This is a genomic window from Spirulina sp. CS-785/01 (assembly GCF_028330525.1).
GTDB lineage: Bacteria > Cyanobacteriota > Cyanobacteriia > Cyanobacteriales > Spirulinaceae > JAQMSD01.
In genome coordinates, this window is record NZ_JAQMSD010000055.1 from 23,510 (window position 1) to 45,482 (window position 21,973).

Annotated in this window: 13 protein-coding genes, 1 pseudogene and 1 CRISPR repeat array; of the genes and pseudogenes, 5 read left to right on the forward strand and 9 right to left on the reverse strand. The window is 45.5% G+C overall.

What is annotated here, in order from left to right; genetic code table 11:
* Window positions 1–6 precede the first annotated feature (6 nt).
* The 3 genes and pseudogenes from PN462_RS03020 to PN462_RS03030 form a co-directional block, all read left to right on the forward strand.
* A pseudogene (locus PN462_RS03020) lies at window positions 7–1,701 on the forward strand (DNA cytosine methyltransferase); the annotation flags it as partial.
* Window positions 1,702–1,789: 88 nt separating this feature from the next.
* Complete coding sequence (locus PN462_RS03025; RefSeq protein WP_272126457.1) at window positions 1,790–2,536, forward strand: SDR family NAD(P)-dependent oxidoreductase; 747 nt, start codon at window positions 1,790–1,792, stop codon at window positions 2,534–2,536.
* Between the two features lie 100 nt (window positions 2,537–2,636).
* A complete protein-coding gene (locus PN462_RS03030; protein WP_272126459.1) occupies window positions 2,637–3,041 on the forward strand; it encodes a hypothetical protein in 405 nt (134 codons plus the stop codon).
* A 34-nt stretch (window positions 3,042–3,075) separates the two neighbouring features.
* A CRISPR array of direct repeats spans window positions 3,076–6,031; the repeat unit is 37 nt; unit sequence GCTTCAATGGGGCTGCTCTCAAGGAGCAGATTTAAAC.
* A gap of 257 nt (window positions 6,032–6,288) precedes the next feature.
* Here PN462_RS03030 and csb2 read toward each other — a convergent pair.
* From csb2 to PN462_RS03065, 7 genes are all read right to left on the reverse strand, one after another.
* Window positions 6,289–7,824, reverse strand: coding sequence for a type I-G CRISPR-associated protein Csb2 (csb2, locus tag PN462_RS03035; protein WP_272126460.1), 1,536 nt, complete (start codon window positions 7,822–7,824; stop codon window positions 6,289–6,291).
* Window positions 7,825–8,066: 242 nt separating this feature from the next.
* Window positions 8,067–9,038 (reverse strand): type I-G CRISPR-associated RAMP protein Csb1/Cas7g, encoded by a 972-nt coding sequence (gene cas7g / locus PN462_RS03040; protein ID WP_272126461.1) that lies wholly within the window; start codon window positions 9,036–9,038, stop codon window positions 8,067–8,069.
* Window positions 9,025–11,244 (reverse strand): type I-G CRISPR-associated protein Cas8g1/Csx17, encoded by a 2,220-nt coding sequence (gene cas8g1, locus PN462_RS03045; RefSeq protein ID WP_272126462.1) that lies wholly within the window; start codon window positions 11,242–11,244, stop codon window positions 9,025–9,027. The genes cas7g and cas8g1 overlap by 14 nt, the downstream gene beginning before the upstream one ends.
* Window positions 11,245–11,292: 48 nt before the next feature.
* Complete coding sequence (gene cas3g, locus PN462_RS03050; RefSeq protein ID WP_272126463.1) at window positions 11,293–13,707, reverse strand: type I-G CRISPR-associated helicase/endonuclease Cas3g; 2,415 nt, start codon at window positions 13,705–13,707, stop codon at window positions 11,293–11,295.
* 417 nt (window positions 13,708–14,124) lie between these two features.
* Window positions 14,125–15,606, reverse strand: coding sequence for an Ig-like domain-containing protein (locus PN462_RS03055; protein WP_272126464.1), 1,482 nt, complete (start codon window positions 15,604–15,606; stop codon window positions 14,125–14,127).
* A gap of 39 nt (window positions 15,607–15,645) precedes the next feature.
* Entirely contained in the window at window positions 15,646–17,274 is a 1,629-nt protein-coding gene (locus PN462_RS03060; RefSeq protein WP_272126465.1) for a B12-binding domain-containing radical SAM protein, read from the reverse strand.
* Between the two features lie 99 nt (window positions 17,275–17,373).
* Window positions 17,374–19,002 carry a B12-binding domain-containing radical SAM protein gene (locus PN462_RS03065; RefSeq protein WP_272126466.1) on the reverse strand — a complete coding sequence of 543 codons (1,629 nt, stop codon included), beginning with the start codon at window positions 19,000–19,002 and terminating at the stop codon, window positions 17,374–17,376.
* Window positions 19,003–19,086: 84 nt separating this feature from the next.
* Between PN462_RS03065 and PN462_RS03070 the strand changes: the two genes are divergently transcribed.
* Window positions 19,087–19,773, forward strand: coding sequence for an SDR family oxidoreductase (locus PN462_RS03070; RefSeq protein ID WP_272126467.1), 687 nt, complete (start codon window positions 19,087–19,089; stop codon window positions 19,771–19,773).
* A 96-nt stretch (window positions 19,774–19,869) separates the two neighbouring features.
* On the opposite strand, the gene PN462_RS03075 is transcribed toward PN462_RS03070, so the two are convergent.
* On the reverse strand, window positions 19,870–20,634 hold the full coding sequence (locus PN462_RS03075) for an MBL fold metallo-hydrolase (protein WP_272126468.1): 765 nt from the start codon (window positions 20,632–20,634) through the stop codon (window positions 19,870–19,872).
* A 122-nt stretch (window positions 20,635–20,756) separates the two neighbouring features.
* Between PN462_RS03075 and PN462_RS03080 the strand changes: the two genes are divergently transcribed.
* Window positions 20,757–21,029, forward strand: coding sequence for a TIGR02450 family Trp-rich protein (locus PN462_RS03080; RefSeq protein WP_272126469.1), 273 nt, complete (start codon window positions 20,757–20,759; stop codon window positions 21,027–21,029).
* 413 nt (window positions 21,030–21,442) lie between these two features.
* Here the strand turns inward: PN462_RS03080 and PN462_RS03085 are convergent, their stop codons facing one another.
* The gene (locus PN462_RS03085; RefSeq protein ID WP_272126470.1) at window positions 21,443–21,808 is read right to left on the reverse strand and encodes a sensor histidine kinase; all 366 of its coding nucleotides are present in this window, start codon (window positions 21,806–21,808) and stop codon (window positions 21,443–21,445) included.
* Window positions 21,809–21,973 lie beyond the last annotated feature (165 nt).

Below are 21,973 nucleotides of genomic sequence, written 5' to 3' on the forward strand. Positions count from 1 at the left end.
AAAACTGTGTTCCCCCAACCTCAAACCTATTCTTCTGAAACTAGAAAAGTTGATCAACCATCCCCCTTAACTTTATCTCCATTAAAGTTTGTTGATTTATTCTCTGGAATTGGGGGATTTCGCTTAGGACTAGAACAAGCAGGATATCAATGTGTCTATTCTTGTGAAATTAATCCTGCTTGTCAAGAGGTCTATTATCAAAATTTTGGTGAATATCCCGATGGTGATATCACGAAAATTAATTTACACAACATACCAGATTTTGATGTTTTAACCGCAGGGTTTCCTTGTCAACCCTTTAGCATTTGTGGAAAGCGTCAAGGGTTTCAAGATACGCGGGGTACATTATTCTTTTATATTTGTGAACTGATTGAATATAAACAACCTAAAGTTGTTTTATTAGAAAATGTAAAATATTTATTACATCAAGATAAGGGTAGGACATTAGATGTTATTCTGTATTCTCTAGAAGATTTGGGGTATCAGGTTAGTTATAAACTCGTGAATGCTAAAGATTTTGGAGTTCCCCAAAATCGAGAAAGAGTTGTGATTATTGCGACAAAAGATAAAAAGTTTGATTTTGATAGATTGAACCCCCGTCACACTTACCACCCCTTGAAAAAATTTCTCTGCCAATCAGGAAATTTTGAATATTTAGACAGTAAAGATTATACTTTAATTGAAAACCCAAAACAGCAGAAATCTGGTTTAATTTTTGTGGGATATCGCAGTAATAAAAGTATTTGGAAAAAAGGAGTTAGACCGAATACTGAACATTTATCAAGGGTTCATCGTCAACCTAACCGTATTTATTCGATTGATGGGTTACATCCCACCATTCCCTCTCAGGAAACATCAGGACGTTTTTTTATTTATATTCCTGAAGAAAATGCGGTTCGCAAGTTAACCATTCAAGAATGTTATAAAATTATGGGATTTCCTGAAAATTTTAAAAGACATCCTAATCTAGGAGAATGTTATAAACAAGTAGGAAATTCTGTATGCGTCCCTATGGTATATGAATTAGGGATACAAATTCAACAACAAATCTTTACTAATAATTTAGAGAACCCTTTAGAAAAGCAACAGCAAGACTCCTCTCCTGTACAACTTCTCATTCCGGGATTAGTTATGAATCATAAAGAAAAATTGCTACAAATTTACAAGAATTCACAATCTATTGATAATCTTTCTTCTCAAATTCCTGATCAGTATATCAATTACCTTGAAATAATTGCCAATAATTGTTTTAAAAAAAAGGGAGTATATACCGTTTTAGTTACTCTCTTAGTTCATAAAACCCTTTATCCTGATCAAGATATCCGTTATCATCAAACACAGATGAAAGGGGGATTTTCTGGACGGACAATAGACACCCAGTATATCACTCCTACTCTGCGAGACTTAGGACTCCCTGCAATGGCTGAAAGTGGTTGGTTAACTCGCTCTTTAGAACAGCCTTATCCTTACACTTTAGATTATAATGGTAACATTAGTAGTTCCTCTGTTAAAGAAGCCTTTTTACATTTAATTGATTATACTCAAAGCAATGCTAAAAAAGCAGAAGCTATTTTAAAAATATTATTTTATAAGATTAGGAAAATTAAAGATACAAATATTGTTAAAATTACTAAAATTCAAAATCCCGAAAAATTAGCCATTACAACGATTACTCATTGTTTAGATCAGCATTTTAATTTTAAAATGAATTAATTGAGCAAATTGAATTTTCTTAGTTTAAATTAATAGAATAGCGTATTGATTATCTTATTTATTTTCAGAAGGAACAATGAAAAATGCTTTAATTCTTGGAGGAAATGGGGGAATTGGATTTGCTTTTGTGCAGCATTTACTCCAACGAGACAATATTACGCGGATTTATGCAACGTATCGTCGTCCGGAGTCAGCAGAAGACCTAAAAATTCTTGCACAGCAGTCTAATCAGCGTTTACAGTTATTACAGTTAGATATCACGGATGAAGATAATATTGCTCAAGTTGTGAAGGGAATACAACAAGACATTAAGCAATTACATTTCGTGATTAATTGTGTGGGGTTACTGCATGGGGGAGAGTTACAACCGGAGAAAAGTTTACGACAATTAAATTCAGATCATTTAATTCAATATTTTCAAGTGAATAGTATTGGAGGGGTTTTATTGGCGAAACATTTACTCCCTTTGTTGCAACATAAAGAACGGAATGTTTTTGCTAGTATTTCGGCTAAAATTGGCAGTATTGAGGATAATTATATTGGGGGGTGGTATGGGTATCGGGCCTCGAAAGCAGCGTTAAATATGTTTATGCGGACTGTGGCCATTGAATACCGTCGCAAGAGTCCCCAGACTATCATTATACAACTGCACCCCGGAACGACCGATACAGCCCTCTCTCAGCCTTTCCAACGGAATGTCCCCCCAGAGAAGTTGTTTACTTGCGATCGCACCGTCACCCAACTCCTAAATATTATTGATACAGTAACAGAAACGGAGAGTGGTCAATTTTTCTCTTGGGATGGGTCAAAACTCCCTTGGTAAATCCCTCTCGGCAGGATAAAATAGTATATAGTAGTCCTAGTTAATTGCTAATGACTCATTCTAATTACTAATTGTTAATTCCTAATTGTTAATTGAATAAATGGAACGTGGTTTAATATGGTTGCCCTTACTAATCGGTTTTGTCTGGTTAGCATGGGCTGGATGGAATGAATATCAGAAAGTCGAAAATTATCGAGTTTGGGCCGAATCCTTCGATAATGCGAAATACGATATTTACGCAGTCTTAGGAATTAAAGGAAAAGAGATCACTTGGGGAAAACCCACCCGCAATGGTCCAAAAGACCTACAAAGTTTTTCCCTAGAAAATGTCACCGAAATTAACCTACGAGTCAATGGTGAAACGGTCTCATTAGACAATCCTCCCTCAAAAGGAACCCCTGTTATAGAATTCTGTCGTCCCTCTCAAGGTAGTATAGAAATTCCTTTCACCCAAGTAGAGTTAGCGGCTAAATGGGTGAATTATTTAAGGAAGGAGGAACATTAAGGTCGTTTAAGGTCGCTTCCTTGCTTGCTTGCTTGCTTCAATGGGGCTGCTCTCAAGGAGCAGATTTAAACCCCACTGGCAGGGATTATCACATTGGGCATGGCACTGATGCTTCAATGGGGCTGCTCTCAAGGAGCAGATTTAAACCCCAGCTTATCAATCCCTCCCCCCAGCAGGTCACGCTTCAATGGGGCTGCTCTCAAGGAGCAGATTTAAACAATATTCCGAGTATCCCCCTATCCAAGTGGTGTGGGCTTCAATGGGGCTGCTCTCAAGGAGCAGATTTAAACTTTTTGGGTTTTACTAAGCGAACGCAGGCCACCTCGCTTCAATGGGGCTGCTCTCAAGGAGCAGATTTAAACAATTAGCGGCACTACTCCAAGCGAGAAAGCGGTGGCTTCAATGGGGCTGCTCTCAAGGAGCAGATTTAAACGGGAGTACCAATAACTCTGATTTCCTCCGTGACCCGCTTCAATGGGGCTGCTCTCAAGGAGCAGATTTAAACTCTGCTGTGTTTTGTTGCCCGTCCAAAAGTTCCGATAAAGCTTCAATGGGGCTGCTCTCAAGGAGCAGATTTAAACGGGAAAATGCTTTGGCAGGGATTAACGAAGTGGCTTACACGCTTCAATGGGGCTGCTCTCAAGGAGCAGATTTAAACGAAGGATTAGAGGGATTTAAAGAAGGCCGAGATAAAGCTTCAATGGGGCTGCTCTCAAGGAGCAGATTTAAACGGTACGTCCCTCCGTTAGGGTGAACACTTGGGGCTAAGCTTCAATGGGGCTGCTCTCAAGGAGCAGATTTAAACAGCCAGGGAGGAGTGGAGTGGTTGGGGGGAGGCTAGCTTCAATGGGGCTGCTCTCAAGGAGCAGATTTAAACGTTGGCAACTTCGTGATCTCTCTAGCTATCCTCCCGATGCTTCAATGGGGCTGCTCTCAAGGAGCAGATTTAAACGTAATTGATTATAAACATGGAAAACAAATTTGTTCTGCTTCAATGGGGCTGCTCTCAAGGAGCAGATTTAAACCATTCCAAGGTTTGCGTGAGGAGTTTGCTATCACAGTGCTTCAATGGGGCTGCTCTCAAGGAGCAGATTTAAACGGCATTTTTATGAGGCCGAATCAGGTATAGAGTTGCTTCAATGGGGCTGCTCTCAAGGAGCAGATTTAAACCTAAATTTTACACCAATTAATTCACATTCCGGTAGCTTCAATGGGGCTGCTCTCAAGGAGCAGATTTAAACCTTAATTTGTTCATCTGTGTAGGTGGGAGTAGCCGTGCTTCAATGGGGCTGCTCTCAAGGAGCAGATTTAAACCCCAGTCCTCAGAGTCGCCCCCCTCCCTAAGTAGGCTTCAATGGGGCTGCTCTCAAGGAGCAGATTTAAACAGTCTATCCATAACTGACGCAATAGGGGTAGTAGAGCTTCAATGGGGCTGCTCTCAAGGAGCAGATTTAAACTCTGATCCCGATCGGAGAGGTAGTGGAGAAGGCTGCTTCAATGGGGCTGCTCTCAAGGAGCAGATTTAAACTTGCTGGGAAGGCGATCGCGGTACTCAGCCCAATTTTTTAGGGGGCTTCAATGGGGCTGCTCTCAAGGAGCAGATTTAAACAAAAATATTATTATTAATGAAGAAATTTATAAATGCTTCAATGGGGCTGCTCTCAAGGAGCAGATTTAAACTTGGCTTTTCTTTTTTCGCTCACCCTGATCTTCGCTTCAATGGGGCTGCTCTCAAGGAGCAGATTTAAACAATGGATATAAATTCTGATGCCATATCAAAAATTTTCGGCTTCAATGGGGCTGCTCTCAAGGAGCAGATTTAAACTCGACAATATGGATGCCCTGAAATTGGGATTCTGCGCTTCAATGGGGCTGCTCTCAAGGAGCAGATTTAAACCCTTTAGCAAGGTTTCTTGATACTCAGTAAGTTTGCTTCAATGGGGCTGCTCTCAAGGAGCAGATTTAAACTATTAAACAGATTAGAAAAAAATCTGGATTTTTAGCTTCAATGGGGCTGCTCTCAAGGAGCAGATTTAAACCGTCTCGCCAGCTCCTCTCCCGCCCCTTTTCTCCGCTTCAATGGGGCTGCTCTCAAGGAGCAGATTTAAACTTTTTTGGGGATACCAGAGCGATCGCAATATATGCGGCTTCAATGGGGCTGCTCTCAAGGAGCAGATTTAAACCCCAGAAAAGTTTGGTCTTGGTTTTGTTCGGTGTGCTTCAATGGGGCTGCTCTCAAGGAGCAGATTTAAACACTCTGGAATAGGCACGGGGGCCCACCTTGATATCAGCTTCAATGGGGCTGCTCTCAAGGAGCAGATTTAAACATAAAAGACGGGCTGGGAGACCCCCTGACCCAGACCGGCTTCAATGGGGCTGCTCTCAAGGAGCAGATTTAAACTTTTTGTATCCGCAAATTTTCGTCTCCACGTCCCGAATATTCGCTTCAATGGGGCTGCTCTCAAGGAGCAGATTTAAACCTTTCGTTGGCGGAACTAAGGCAACGGAGTGGATGGCTTCAATGGGGCTGCTCTCAAGGAGCAGATTTAAACTCGGTTCGCGTGGAAGGCCAGTACAGCGTAGAATATTCGGGCTTCAATGGGGCTGCTCTCAAGGAGCAGATTTAAACCGCAGGGGCGGGGGCGATCGCCGTACCCCGACGTGCTTCAATGGGGCTGCTCTCAAGGAGCAGATTTAAACATTGCCTCATATGAGGCAATGTTAGACCCGGTGTTTCCGCTTCAATGGGGCTGCTCTCAAGGAGCAGATTTAAACGAAACACCCGACTGGTTCAATCTCCCACTTGAAGGCTTCAATGGGGCTGCTCTCAAGGAGCAGATTTAAACGTTGTTGCCAATTGATATAACTAGGGTTAAACGCGGCTTCAATGGGGCTGCTCTCAAGGAGCAGATTTAAACTCTACCTTTTGTTTGTTTACATTTTCTGGGTATTAGCTTCAATGGGGCTGCTCTCAAGGAGCAGATTTAAACAGCGGGACTCCACAACCCTTGTCATATTGAATTTTCAAGGTGCAGTTGCGCGACACTCGATCAAAATGCGCTATACCGTTTAATTGTACCAAAATTGACTCCTCAAGAAAACCCCTCAAACTCATAATTTGTAAGGCTTCTAGGGAATGCGCGACACTCCAATCTTCCCGTAACGCCTCAAATCTAGACCTCATCAGCCTTTCCCCCTAATTTGCACAACTTACTTCCTAAACAGCCACCCCGTCGCGCAAATCGCACTATTCTGGACGAAACACCCCCAAGCCAAAATGCGCTCCATATCCCAGCGCGATCGGCCCCTTAACTTCCTCCTTAAACACCAGTTTAAACCCATACCCCTGCATCGGCCCCCGTGACCCTTTCCCGTGGAGACGGTTTCGCCAAAACTTTGAACCATAAAACTGCTCTTTTACCCCAAACTTGCTCTGTTTAGGCAATAACTCCACCGACTGACAGTCGGGAAACCCCATCTCCCCTAAAAGCCGTTGTACCTCCTCCTCTCGCTGATAGCGGCCGTTTTTCTTGTGGGGATAGCGGGGAAAAATCAAGGGAGTGAGCGATCGCCAATAGTAACTTTTCTCCTGATCCTGAGATTTCTTTGCAGGGCAATAGGTTAAAGAAGAAATCGACGGTTGTTCCTCTAAACGCCCCACCGCTAATAAAACCAACTGATAGCCAGAAATGCCACCTCCGTAGATTTTGCGGACTTTCGCCAGGGCTTGCACCGCATCGGGGTTAAAGCCCTCTTTCGCCCACACTAAAATATGATCAATCTTGCCATCCCCATCGGCATCTTCGGGTAAGAAAAAGGCGTGTTGATGGCCTTGTAGGCGGTTTCCGTCTTGATCCTTTCCAGAAAAGACAGGCAATCCGTCGGAAATTTTGTTTAAGGTTTTATGGAGGCGATCGCCAATGGCAATAGCTTGGGTTAAAGGCGGCAATACCGAGGCTTTCACCGTCTCACTCACCAAGCGAAACCGAGCAAAATTAGGCAATAATAAAGCACCTTCAGAGGGTTTTTCGGGCTTCAGGGAAGTCTCCTGCACCCCATACCGCACCCAACGCCCCCCAGGGATACCATTCCACCCTTGAGCGTGTAAGTCGCCAATATCCAACTCTAACACCTCTACAATGTCCCTCGGAATCGTCCAAGACTTTTTCCCCCGCTTTTTCTTAGGTTTAGGCAGCATCCCTAAAGTATCCTGTAACTGGGTTAACCTGGCTTCATCAAGAGGGACTAAAACATTGAGGGTGTCTAGAATATCTTGGGGGTTGTCTTCTAACTCCTCAGTCATGGGAAAAGCCGTGATCAACTCAGGTTTTTCATCCTTTACGGTGATTTCTACCCAAGATTCGGCCCTGCCTAAATAGGCGATCGCGCCACAAAGTTCTTCCAATAATCCCCTCTCCGGTTTCGCCAACGTTACATCCGGCCACCACACCATCAGAGAGTCATCTTTATGAATCACATAAAAGGTATCTAAAACACGAGTTGTTTTATTCTTCCCTTCCCGACGAATGGGCATATAGTGACGGGTGTGAGCCTCCGTATAATTGGGTAAAGAATAATGGGGTAAATTGTTGCTTAATTGGCTCAGTAAACTTAATAATACCCTGCGGTCTGGCGTTTCCGGTAAGCGATAATAAGCCGATACTAACGCCCGTAAAATGCGCCAAGGTGAGGGCGGCCATTCCACAACCCCTTCATTGACTTGATGAGTCCAAGGGGTAGCATGATAGCGGCCTGCGAGGAATTTACAGGAAAGAGTAATCATTGTTTTTGGTGATTGGTTGTTTGTTGGTAAGCATTCAGCTATCAGCCGTCAGTCATCAGCTTAAAACTAATATGAAATTCGGATGATTCTGTTTAATAAGAAGTGATAAAGCGAGATATTTCCATTACTTAATTTTATCATCATCTTTTTCTGTATTTTCTCAACCTGTTTTAACAGGTTTTCCCTTTGAGCCTTGGGTTTTAACCCAAGGTTCAATGAGAAACTTCCCTAAACCCTAAAAATTAACTTTTATTCTTCGGATCAACATAATTCACTACTGTAACAGCAGGGTCAGCAAAAACACCCTCATTCTTGACAGAATTAATTAAATCTGGTAAAGAACTATCGAGTTCTGTTAAAGAAGGTAAAGCCCACCCATCCGGACGTTGTACCTTGATTTCTTGACACTTCAAATCACAAGCCGTGCGCAGTCGCAACCCATATTCTAAAAAGTGTCGAATCTTCCACAACGCCAAAGCAATGAGTAAATCTTCCACCGCTTTTCCTAAGCGATACCCGCGTATTTGTGCCAGATCAAGACTAAAATAAGCCGTAATTTTTTCCGCCACATATTCCTCACGATGAAAGGGAACATTTCCGCCCCCTGACTTGGTATCCCCTTGGGGATCAACTCGGTCATTTTTCACCCCACCAGAGGCCACCGTTTCCACATTTGCCGCTTCAATAAAACCCGATAACGCACGGGCTAACTTAAACCGTCCTCCCGCTAACTCCTTTTTTGCCAAAAATATCCCATGTAACAGGGAATTAAAATCATATTTTGCCAAAACTACAGCTAATTGATGGAAGTCCACCGCCGTATCATCCGCAACCTTTAACTCCTGTTTCAGTTGCTTTAAAAAGCTGTCATCTTTGCTTTCTAGGATGTAATTAGAATTTAACCGATGGGCTTCTAAGAGAGAATTGGTTTTCATTTTCCCATCTTCCTCTACCACCACATAAGATAACCCCGTCAACGGCTCAACAATAGCACCCTCAGCCTCATCCCAAGCGGTTAACTCTAGGCGGTTGGCCACACTTTGCGCCGACTCTACCAGTACCATTCTTGTCCCCAAATCAGGTAACTTATACTCAGCCGCCCCTAAGTCGGGAAACCCTGTCGGTTGAAAGCGTTTGCCTTGGAGGGGTTGTAAGTCGGCTTCGATGAGTAAACGGGGTTTATCGGTTAAACTGTCAAAATTAAGCGTTGTCATGGTTTTCATTCTCCTGATTTTGATTGTTGTCCTGATTTTGAGTATTTTTTTGCACTTGGGCGAGTAAGCGTAAGATATCTTCAGCAGCGATAGGAAAAGCTAACGCAGCCGCTAACCGAGGAGGAGGAAGGTTAGAAACTAACCCCTCTTGGGTGAATGGCCGTAACCCACTGGCTTGCAGTCGTCGCGTCGCCAGTTGGGTAGCCCGTGCTTCATTCCCGATGGCTAACTGGGTGATGAGGCCAGGCACAGGGGGTAATGCTTTGGCCGCGAGGGTTAACGGTTTACTCTTGAATAAGTTGGGGGCTAGGGAGTTGAGATGGTTGTCGGTGAGGTGGCGATAATGTACCAGTTTTAAGAGGGCGTAGGATGCCGGAATGGGGGGGGTTTTATAGGTTTTGGCAAGTTTATAGTCTTGCAAGTTTAACAGACTTAACCCCCGTGCGAGGGCTTCTATTCTGCGAGTATCAACGACTTCCATTAACCACTGATACAGATAGTTGAGAGAGACGGTGGGAGGAGTGGGGGTGTTTTCCTCTGGTTTCTCGTTGTTTTTTTCCTGCTGTTGGGTTTCAATGTCTAACCGTTTTAACCAAGCAATAAGATTTTGCTCTAAGGTTGCGCCTTGTCGCCAAACGGTGCGTTTGTCGTCATTATCGAGCCAGTAGGGTTGTCTTTTTTCGTTGTATCGCACCCAAACCAGTCGCTCCCGTAAGTTTTGCCCGGCTAACCCTAGGGCTAAATGAAACTCTGGACTATTTTCGCGGCATTCTTGCAGCCATTTAAAACTATTTTTGCCCATAGAGAGGGGGTTTAGAGCTTTATCTTTGGCTTCTTTGGTGCGATACGCCCGATCTAACGTTGCCTCGACTTCCCCTAAACTGATTAATATGTCCAGTAATCTTTCCCCTCGTTGACTCTCGGTGCTTTTTGCTAATTTGAGAATAGCGGTTTCGAGACGACGGTGGGCTTGTTTGAGAGAAGCGGGAGTATTATCAGCATTAACAACCCCTTTCAGTCGGCGTAACCAACCATCGAGGGGCGCGAGTAAGTCCATTTGGGGGTTAGACTGGACTGTAAACCGCCCTAACGGGATAGCAAAGTAGGAGAGGCCGTTACGCTCTTGGAAACTATAGCGGATAAATTCAGTAATACCACGAGTGATGCCTAATTGCGCGATCGCACAAGCAAAGTCCACCCCATCCACCACCATACGCTGATTAAACTTGGCTCTCCCTTCTCGAAATAACCCCTGTAAATCCTCCCACGGGGTAAAATTGTCCCATAAGGGCAACCAAATTTCCGCCCGTGACTTATCCCCCATCGCTGCACTGGCATAGCCCACATTCGACGGACGCACCGTAAACGGATAAGATAATGCCCCAGAGGTATCCTGCTCATACCGTCGCGTTGCTCCCGCCACAAACAGCATCGCCCCTTCTAACATCAGGATAAAATCCCAAGGATTAACCCGCGACTCCCCATCAAACCCCGGTGCAGCATTCGCCCCCCCTGTAGCCATGGGGTCAAATTGTCCAATTTTCCCGGTATAGTTTAAATCAGGCAAAACGAGCGCAAATAACGCCGCCTTGAGTAAGCCTTCCGAGTCAGGGGTAGGCTTTCCCGTGGGAATATCCAACACCACCCCTAACTGCTGCATAAAGGTGCGACTAAATTCAAAATTGCCATCATTGCCCCCCGTCCCCAATAATGGGGGAAATTGGGCTTCCTCTCCCGTCACCAAAGCACAAGCCTCTAACCAAGGTAAAGCCGTTTCTGGGAGAGTATTTCGGAGACGCATCAAGAGTTTTTGTTTCTCCTCTCCCGTCGGTTGTTTGGCTAAACCGAGGGCATCAACTTGCCCTTGAGCCGTGGTAATTGTATTTTTATAGGAGTTAAACCGATCTGCGGTGGACTCACAAAAGCTGTTTAATAGTTTCTTTTGGGCTTTATCTTTAGGATAAAACCCGGTACTCCCATTCCACGGGGCTACAAGGGGAGTGGGTTGATAGTCATTCAGGAAAAACTCCGTGAGACTCTCATGCGTGAGACTATCGGGAGTGAGATCAGTCTCTAAACAAAAAACATCTTTTTGCCAACATCCGGTAATGGTGGAGTCTCGCTGGTTATTTAAAACCCGCAAAACGCCCACTGCTTTAAGATAAGCGGCAATTGGTTTAGGAGTACAGCCAGAGAGTTGTATCATTTGGGTAATGGATAATGGATAATTGATAATTAGCGAACCAACAAATAGTTAATATTTTGCTGAGGCTCGCCAGTCGGCGATACGGATGAGGGTTTCGAGGTAGGCTAGTTTGAAGGGGCCGTGGTGATGGAGAAGCGCGATCGCGCGATTTCGCCAAGACTCCTTCCCCAATTTGATACACTGTAAAGTAAGCGTATGCTTTTGACTCGTAATGCCCTCCACTCGCTCAATCTCATCCCCATCCCAAACCCCCAACGCATAGGGAATATCAGGTGGAGACGGTTTCGTTTCCCTTGGCCTCGCTTGCACCGTCATACGGACTTTTCCGTGATGACAGGCCACTAAATAGGCCAATAAAAAGTCCTCTGGATACTCCTCCCAGGCCACCAAAGCACTAGCCCACTCATGGCGAAACCCGCGCCGCCAGTCTTCAGGGGGTTTCATTGCTTTTCGCTCTTGGCGAGTATGATCAGATTTAGCCCAGAGTCCATTTTCGCGCTCAGGGCGTTTTTGGGTTAATAAATCCTGAAACACCGGATGCGCTTTCCCCACATCATGGTAAAGTCCAGCTTGGATTAACCGTTGCACTAAGTTTTCATCCCAGTCATAGGCTTCTTGGAGAGAATTAAACTTGAATTCCTTTAACCCGTCTGGCACATCTTCAAGCAGCGTTTTCACTGCTGCTGCAACATCATTAGAATGCTGATGCAGAGAAACAAAACACCCCACCTGAGTTGTCGAGTTGTCATCATCACTATCAGGACTTAAGCTCTCTTGAATTGCCAGATCATTCTTGTTATCTTGTTCAGGATTGGGCGTAATGGCTGCAAACTCTCGATCCTTGGGATTCCCGGTAAACCCTAACTCTGAGGAATATCCCCCCGCTTTACAAGGAAACATCACAGCCAACCCCGGATAAAGTTTCTCCACCCTAACCCATTCTCCCTGACTACGCTCCCACCGATAAGCCGGGTTTCGCACACGCACTTTTTGCCAATATTTCGCCGCTTGGGGGAGGGAAACGCGACAGAATTCTGGAGGTTGTAAAGCGGTGGTGTCTTCCGGTGGCCCTTTCCCTTGCCACTCTCGCCACGCTATTAAGACATCCGTGTCTTGACTGTCTCGAATAAAGGGAGATACATCAATATCATGCCCCATTAAATCCGTAGAAGTGTCGAATAGTTGCAAGATATCCGCTTTCCGAGGAATTAACCCCTCAATAGCCTCTGGCTCAACTGTGATCTTAGACAGGGTAGCTGGACTAACATTATCAAGGGATTGTAGCTCTTTTCGCCCTGTCTCCATTGCCTCGACACTATAGTGCCAAGTAATATTTTTCTTATTTAAATCGGCGTAATCAATCCAGTACACTTGAGTAATGCTGTCCTGTTCCCCCCGTCGGTTACAGCGTCCAAACCGTTGCACCAGAGACGGCCAAGGAGCTAACTCCGTAAACAAAACCGCCGCCGAGATATCCACCCCCGCTTCAACGGCTTGTGTCGCCACTACAATGCCCGTGAAGGTGTCTAAATCCCCTTGTAGGTTACTTCTATCCTCGGCGCGAAATCGGGAGTGTATGAGGCGTTTTTCGGTGTCTGAGGGAAGGTGTTGATAAATAGCCTGCGATCGCGCAACCTGATTACAGATCACCAAAGTTAACTGCCCCCCTTGATGCGCCGCCAAAATTTCCGGCACAATCTTCTTAGCATAGGCCGTCTCTTTCCCCCCATCCCAAACCGTTGTCGCCCGTTGTAAAGGCTTATTAGCATAAAACCGTTGTCGAAGCCCCTCCGCCTGTAAATCCGCCTCAGATAAGCCCAGAAACGCCCCTAAATCCGGTTTATAGTCCACCGTCTCCACCTGCTCACGGTGTAACGTTGCACTCATCCAGAGAGATTTAACGTTCCCATACCCGTTAAACTGTTCTCGAAACCCTTGTAACTGTGCCGTGGTGCGTAACCCATTCCCCATCAACTGAGTTTCATCCATCACCCAGAGACAATCATTATTCAGCAAAGCAAAATCAATGGGCCACCGATGGCGATTCATACTATAGCCCCGATTTAACGCCCGACTCAACAATTGATCCTGCGTCCCCACCACAATGCAAGGATACTCTGGCAAAGACACCCAATCTTTCTCAATCTTGCCCCCCATCAACTGATAGAGTGTGATAGGTGGGTCAATCTGACTCAGCCAAGTTTGAATATTGTTTGTCGTTTGGTCAACCAGAGAACGCATCGGTAAACAATACGCCAATCTTAGGGGAGTCTGCCTCCGGATAGTCTCATCAGGATGATAAAACCGCCGCCACACCCAAGCAAGCACCACTGCCGCAGTTTTCCCGGCCCCCGTCGCTGCATCGAGAAACAAGGGAAAGTCTGCACTTTCTGCTAACTGCACTTGATAGGGAAAAGGTTGATATCCCGTGACGTGACGAAACCACGCTGTAAAATTCTCCATTGGATTAGATTGTGAGATGGACAGAAAACTCGCTTCCCTAGACTAATTTTGTAGACAATTAACGATTAGTTGAATAAAAAAGCTAAAGGGTTGACTATTTAGCTAATGTTTGCATAATAACACACCTTTTCATAAAATTTAACTTTTTCTTATAAACTTTTTTTTAGGCAGACGACAAGAACGAGACTCAGCAAAAATAATGGGGCCGCTTGAGATAATATCCCAAGCGGATTAAATTCCGACTACTCCCAGTAAACTCTTTTTGAGGCAACTTCAATGGGGCCACGCTAGACAAAGCAGGAATTAAGGGAACTATTGAGCTACTGGTAGTCAAGCCCTATTATACAATGAAGCGGTCAAACAGGGAAACCTGATTCCCTCCTCTCTCCGTGTCCTCTGTGGATCAACTATCAACTATCAAGGAATCCACTTAGGATCAAGGCCATTTGTCACTTCCTCTGGGGGGATTAACTCTGCATTCTCCCGATCGCGCACAAAATCCGGCAACGGCAACAACCAAACCTCCCCTGATGCTTGTTCCTCCTCCGAGGCCCCATCCTCCTCTAACATCACCTGATCAAACAATAAATTGCGACCATCTGGGGCCATACTCATGCGCACATCCGGATCATTGGTTAACTCCACCAAAGCAAAATTATTCCCCGTTTGGGTATTAATCAAGGTCAGAAACGGAGTAGCACTGCGACGATTCTGGTCTAACGCTTCAAGTTGCAAACAATATAATAACTCCCCTTGGCGCGGTTCAAAGGCACAATCAAGAAGATCTCCCCCAATGGTTAATAACTCCTTACTCTCCCCCCGTTGATTAATCGCAAACAACGATTTACTAAAATCCTCATTCTCTTTTAACACAATCATCCGTTGGGAGGGCTGCTCCGATAAGGCGATAATCTGCTCATAGTCGGGGAAAAACTCCCACTGTTGGCCCTGGGGAGTTAAAGGAATAAGCGACACCCCACGGGGTTGGGTTACGGCTAAATTTTGACTATCGGGGGTAATTTGAAAGGTATTCGCACTGATACCTAAAGAGCGGGGGTTTCCCTCCTTCGGAATCACCCACAATCCCCCATCCTCTTGGTTTTGCCGATTGGCCCGTTGCACCACAATTAAATTGCCATCTTGGGACAAATCAAACTGAAAATTGCGGTAATTTTGGGCATCTAATACCCGTTTAATGCGGCCTGGGGGTTGGGGATCGGTGTCCGGTTGATAATTTAACCCGGTGGTGACGGTGTAGAGTTTTTGGGTATTGGCCTCCTGATTGGCCTCGTATGCGGAAAATAAGACCCGATCGCCCTCTGGATAGGGTGCAAATTGGGTGACAATGAGATCGGGCGGTGTAAGGGCAATTTTCTTGGCTTCAGTGATGTTATACAAGAGGAGACGACCCGCTTCTTCTCCGGTAATGCCTAAATAGGCAAAGGCGCGATCGCGGGTTTCCACGGTCCCCGTAAACTCCTCCATTGTCTCCGGCGTTTGTTGCCCAGACAAAGGTTCAGTCTGGGCCTCCTCTAACCTCACCTCATAGTCGGTCCCATAAGCGGGTAAATCCGTCAGCGTATAAACAAATTTACGCCCTCCCCCACTCAACTTGCCAGAGAGAGGGGGAGAAATCTCTAAATTCTCCGCCACCGTTTCCCCGTCCATCGCTTCATTAAACCGCAGGGTAAAAGACTCTGCCTCCACCCCAATCGGCTGATTATCCCCACTAAACTCTACCACCTTGGGCCTAGTTTGGTCTCCCACCACCAACACCCCCAGTAACGCCAGCGTTAACCCACCTATGGAGGCAATAGCCGCTACATCAAAGGGACTCCTCGACTGAGAGGAGTCCGCAAACCGTCTCCAAGACAGAATCCTATTGAGCTTGAACTTCATTGAAGCCTAACCGATCACAAAAAAATCAATATCTCCAGATTACCCCGCGATCGCCTCAATTGTATTCTGAGGTGTAGTTTCTTCTTTGGCCCCTTCCTCAGCCAAATATTGCGCCAACTGTTGCTCAATATTATTCTTCACTAGCCCCCGATACTCAATAAAATGCTCCCCATGGGCGCACACTGTCAAATAACTCAAAATCACCTCTCGGTGGTGAATAAACATCTGTAAGAGATACCACCAGAACGTAAAACGGGTTTTCCGCTTCACTCCTTGTCGCCATAAAAGAGTCCCAAACGCCCGAACGAGTTGTAAATCAATCGTTTTTCCGGGGTATTTCTTCTCACACTTCGCCTGTTTGGCTTTCTCCTTCCGCTTCTGATAACAAGGAGCAGTCCCTAAAATGCGATAATGTTGATAGGTTCGGTCTAAGAAATTTTGCGGATCGTACAATTCCCAAAACCCCTTAATATACTCGCGGGTAATTTCCTCAATGGGACGAGTGGGGACAAAGTTCATTAAACTGGTTTGATTAATATTGGCTTCCCCTTTGCGTAAGCGGCCTTCCTTCTCTAACCGATGCCATAACCCGGTATCCGGTAACGCTTGCAGCATACTGAAAAAGGCTGTGGGAATAGTGGTTTGCTTGACAAACTCCACAATCCGTTCCCCTGCGCCGGATTTTTCCCCATCAAAGCCAATAATAAACCCAGCCATCACCCGCAAGCCAGAGCGAGTAATTTTTAACACCGACTCCGAGAGGGGATCACGAGTATTTTGATATTTCTTCGTCACCGATAAACTGGACTCATCGGGGGTTTCAATGCCCAAAAAGACCGCATTAAAATTACAATCGGTCATTAAGTCCATTAACTCTTGATCGTTGGCTAAATCCACCGATGCTTCTGTGGAGAAGGTGAAAGGATAGCCTCGTTCTTCTACCCAAGGGGTCAATTCCCGCAGTAAAATCTTCACATTGCGCTTATTGCCAATAAAGTTATCATCCACCATAAAGACACTGCTATGCCAGCCTAATTCGTAGAGTCGTTCTAACTCTGCGATGAGTTGTTGCGGAGACTTGGTGCGGGGTTTGCGACCATAGAGGACGATAATATCGCAAAATTCGCACTGGAAGGGACACCCCCGTGAAAACTGTACCGCCATATCGGAATAAGCGTCCATGTCCAGTAAGTCAAAGCGGGGGATGGGGGTTTGGGTAACATCGGGTTTTTCTAAAGCGCGGAATTTGCCGGATTTTTCTCCGTTTTCTAGGGCTTCGACGAACATAGGGATCGTAATTTCCCCTTCGTCTAAAATGAGATAATCGGCCCCGGCTGCTTCGACTTCTTGGGGGAAGGCGGTGGCGTAGGGCCCGCCGACTCCTACGGGAATTTCCCGTTTTTTGGCTTCTTGGATGAGATAGGCAAAGTCTTCCCGATGGACAATCATCCCGGAAATAATCACTAATTCTGCCCAATTCCAGTCCTCTTCAGAGATGGTGGTAACATTGCGATCGCGCAATCGAAATTCCCACTCTTGCGGAAATAAGGCCGCCACGGTGATCAACCCTAATGGGGGGAGTAAGGCTTTGCGGCCCACTAATTCAAGGGTTTTTTCAAAAGACCAGAAACTTTTGGGGAAACGGGGATATAGCAGTAAAGTACGCATGGGATTGAATTAATAATGAATAATTTATTATTGAGCGAATTTTAGAACATTTGAAAGTTTGGACTAGGGGCAATATTGGGATTGCCCCAACCTTGGTGTTTAACTCGCTAACGAGTCCACCAGTTCCGCTTCAGAACTATCTTCTTTTGCCGCTTCTTCGGCTAAATATTGGGCTAACTGCTGCTCAATTTTATTCTTCACTAATTCCCGATATTCTAGGAAATGTTCCGCTTGGGCGCAAACCCCTAAATAACTAGGAATTCCTCGACGGTTATGGATGAACATTTGCAACAAATACCACCAGAAGCTAAAGCGGGTTTTCCGCAGGATACCTTGTCGCCAGCAAATAATCCCTAATGCCCGGATCATCCGCCAATCAATGGGTTTCCCCGCCCGTTTTTTCCCATACTTGGCTTGTTTTGCCTTCTCTTGCCGTTTCTTATGACAAGGGGCAGTCCCTAAAATGCGATAATGGCGATAGGTGCGGTCTAAGAAGTTTTGCGGGTCGTACAATTCCCAAAAGCTGTTGATATACTCCTGGGTAATTTCTTCAATGGGACGGGTGGGGACAAAGTTCATTAAACTGGTTTGATTAATATTGGCTTCCCCTTTGCGTAACCGGCCTTCTTTCTCTAACCGATGCCATAAGGCCGTATCCGGTAACGCTTGTAGCATACTAAAGATGGCGGTAGGAATACTGGTTTTATCCACAAATTCAACAATCCGTTTTCCAGCGCCGGATTTTTCCCCATCAAAGCCAATAATAAACCCGGCCATCACCCGTATTCCAGAACGAATAATTTTGTTAACAGATTCGGAGAGGGGATCGCGGGTATTTTGATATTTTTTAGTCACTTCTAAACTGGACTCATCGGGGGTTTCAATGCCCAAGAAAACTGCCCCAAAGTTACAATCGGTCATTAAGTCCATTAATTCTTGATCATTGGCCAAGTCCACGGATGCTTCTGTGGAGAAGGTGAAGGGATAACCTCGTTCCTCGACCCAAGGGGTCAATTCCCGCAGTAAAATCTTTACATTGCGCTTATTGCCAATAAAATTATCATCCACCATAAAGATACTGCGTCGCCAGCCTAATTCGTAGAGGCGTTCTAACTCTGCAATGATTTGTTGCGGGGTTTTGGTGCGGGGTTTGCGGCCATAGAGGACAATAATATCGCAGAATTCACATTGGAACGGACAACCTCTAGAAAATTGGATAGCCATTTCCGAGTAAGCCTCCATATCGAGGAGATCGAAGCGGGGGATGGGGGTTTCGGTAACGTCGGGTTTTTCTAAAGCGCGGAATTTCCCAGATTTTTCCCCGTTTTCTACGGCTTCGACGAACATGGGGATGGTGATTTCTCCTTCGTCTAAAATGAGATAATCGGCCCCGGCTGCTTCGACTTCTTGGGCGAAGGAGGTGGCGTAGGGGCCGCCGACTCCTACCGGGATACCTCGTTGGTTAGATTCTTTAATAAGATAAGCAAAGTCTTCCCGGTGGACGATCATTCCGGAGATAATGACTAACTCGGCCCAATTCCAGTCATCTTCGCTGAGGGTGGTAACATTGCGATCTACGAGGCGAAATTCCCAGTCTTGGGGGAGTAAGGCCGCGACGGTGATCAACCCTAGGGGGGGTAACATGGCTTTGCGGCCCACTAATTCGAGGGTTTTTTCAAACGACCAGAAACTTTGGGGAAATCGGGGATAAAGCAGTAAGGTACGCATAGGATGATTGTATCGGGCAATATAAATTGTCGGTATCTTAACTTATTTACACAATAAATGCAGTGAATCAAGAATGATTAAAGTATGGCACAGAAATTAGTTGTAATTACAGGGGTGAGTCGTGGATTGGGACGGGCAATGGTTGATGGGTTTATTGAGTCGGGGTGTACGGTGTTAGGATGTGCAAGATCGGAGGCTGCGATCGCGCAACTCCAACAAACCTACGGCAATCCCCATCATTTTACTGTTGTTGATGTGACAGATGCGCGATCGGTCCAAGCCTGGGCAGATGTGGTTCTTTCCCATGCCCACGCCCCGGATTTAGTGATTAATAATGCCGGATTAATTAACCCAGCAAAACGACTTTGGGAAATGACAGAAGCAGAATTCAGCCCTGTGATAGATGTCAATATTAAGGGAGTTGTTAATGTGATTCGGGCTTTTGTTCCGCCCATGATTGAACGAGGAAAAGGGATTATTGTTAATTTTAGTTCCGGTTGGGGCCGGTCCACTTCTCCCTATGTCGCGCCCTATTGTGGCACAAAATGGGCAATTGAGGGGTTAACCCGCGCTTTAGCCCAAGAACTCCCGTCTGGTTTAGCCGCTATTCCGGTTAATCCGGGAATTATCCACACAGATATGTTAGATTCTTGTTTTGGGTCAAGTGCTGCGAGTTTCCCCCCTCCTGAACAATGGAAAAAAAAGGCCATCCCGTTTCTATTAAGTTTAAAGGTAAAAGATAATGGGGTTTCTAAAACAATTGATAGTTGATAATTGGGGGAGATGGGGGAGATGGGGGAGATGGGGGAGTTGGGGGACACCAAGAACCAAGAACCAAGAAAATTGTTAACTGTTAATTGTTAATTGTTAATTGTTAATTAAAACGCCAAACCGTTCGCCGGGAGTAGGTTCTATGATGCGGATATGTAGATTTTTGTCTCGGAGTAAACCTCGGAAATCGTCAATTGTTCCTTTTTTTTCTAAGAGGGAATTAATTAAGCCATCATACTCTATATCGCCTCCTGCTGCGGTAGGAATCATCACTTGGGGAGTTAACCATTCTGCCGCAGGTAAGGCGTTTTCTTGGCCGCGAATAAAGTCCCCAACGACAGGTAATTGTAAATTCACTAAAGGGGTAATTACGACATCTACCGCAGGGTAGTTTTTGAGTTGCGGAGAGTGATAACCGTGGGGTTCATAATAGAGACGAGTGTTGTGGGTTTTGTCTTCGAGAATATAGCCATTTTCGGTGAGGAATGGCCCAATGGGGGCCCCCGGAACGGCTACAATTTCTAAGTCGTCTAGGGTGAAGCGTTCTCCGTGGGCTAAGGGAGTGATCTGTTGATAGCCTAGCTCCTGTACTACTTTAGCAGCATTGGGAGAGGCGACGACAGGAAGATTGCGATCGAGTTGTTTCAGGGTGGGGGGATGAGTGTGATCTTCGAGTCCTTGGGAGAGTAAGATTAAATCGAGGTTTTCGGGAATTTCTCGATCTTCTGGGCGTTTCCCCTGAAAAAACCACGGTAAGTTAGCAAAGACTAATGGCCCGACGAGCCACGGATCAAGTAAAATACGCTTTGTGCCAAGTTCGATGAGCCAAGAGTTACTGTCTAGGTAGGTGAGATGGAGCATAATTGATAATTGATTATTGTTTACTGTTTACGGGTTACGGGTTACGGGTTACTGATTACTGTTTACGGGTTACTGATTACTGATTACTATAATCTATAAACCGAGCATCAGTTAGCAAGAGAATGGCAAAAAAGCAGAAATTTCCTCATCTTTTAGGATCGAAATGGACGGCAAAACAGAAAACTTGGGGATGGCGGCATTTTCAGGTGGTGAATCGGAAAAATGAGGGCAAATGGGTGTTTGCAGAGATGGTGGCTTCTTGTGATGCTGAGGTGCGTTTTTGGATTAATGCGAAGCAACTCAAGGATAAAAATCTTTGGGATGCGGGGTGGAAGACGTTGGAGGAAATGAATTGTCCTGAACCTGATGATCATGATTTGATTGTAGTTGAGTGAGTAGTGCTACCTTTATCTGCCTTGGGTTAAAACCCAAGGCTAATAGCTGAAACCCGTGTTTAACGGGTTGATAGACATAAGCATTCAGCCGGAGTGCGTGAGCGCGTTTCCCCTGCGGGAATGCGCTCCGCGAACAGCTTTACACCGATGGATGAATCCTTCGACAGGCTCAGGAACAGGCAAGGGAGGACTTTAGTCCTCTGTGTCTGCTATAGCATTAGTATATGATTTGTGATCAATGAAATGTGTTTTAATCCATTGAGTTGTTTCGATTGGAAGCCACGGGATTTTAATCCGTGGAGAGTTCAATTTTAATTTTCCACAAGTCTCTAACTTGTTATATAGGATTATGGGGGTACGTTTGAGCATAGCCAATGCTGTACAACCTGACGATTTAAAGTTTATCTCACTGATTACTGCTTTAGGGGGATGAGGATAGTGAAGGTTGTGCCTTCTCCGGGGGAGGAGTGACAAGTGAGTTCGCCACCGTGTTTTTCGGTGATAATTTGATAACTGATGGAGAGTCCCATTCCTGTCCCTTGTCCGAGGGATTTGGTGGTGAAGAAGGGGTTAAAAATTTTGGCTTGGATGGGGTTGGGGATGCCTGGGCCATTGTCGGTGATGGCGATAGAGGCTTGTTGGTCTGGGGTGAGGGTGGTGTGAATGGTAATCTGGGGGTGAAAGTAGGCGTTTTGGCTACAAACTTGTTCTAGGGCATCGATCGCATTGGATAAAAGGTTCATAAAGACTTGGTTCAGTTGTCCGGCATAACATTCCACGAGGGGTAAGCTGCTGTAGTCTTTGTTGACATCCTCCCTCGACAGAGCCGAGGGATTCCTAAGAATCAGCGAGGTTCTTCATTCAACGACTCCGCTTGCTGTGACAAGATTTCTCCAGCCACAGTAGAGGCAGTGTCTCCTGAAGCGTTTCCTATCGTGTAGATA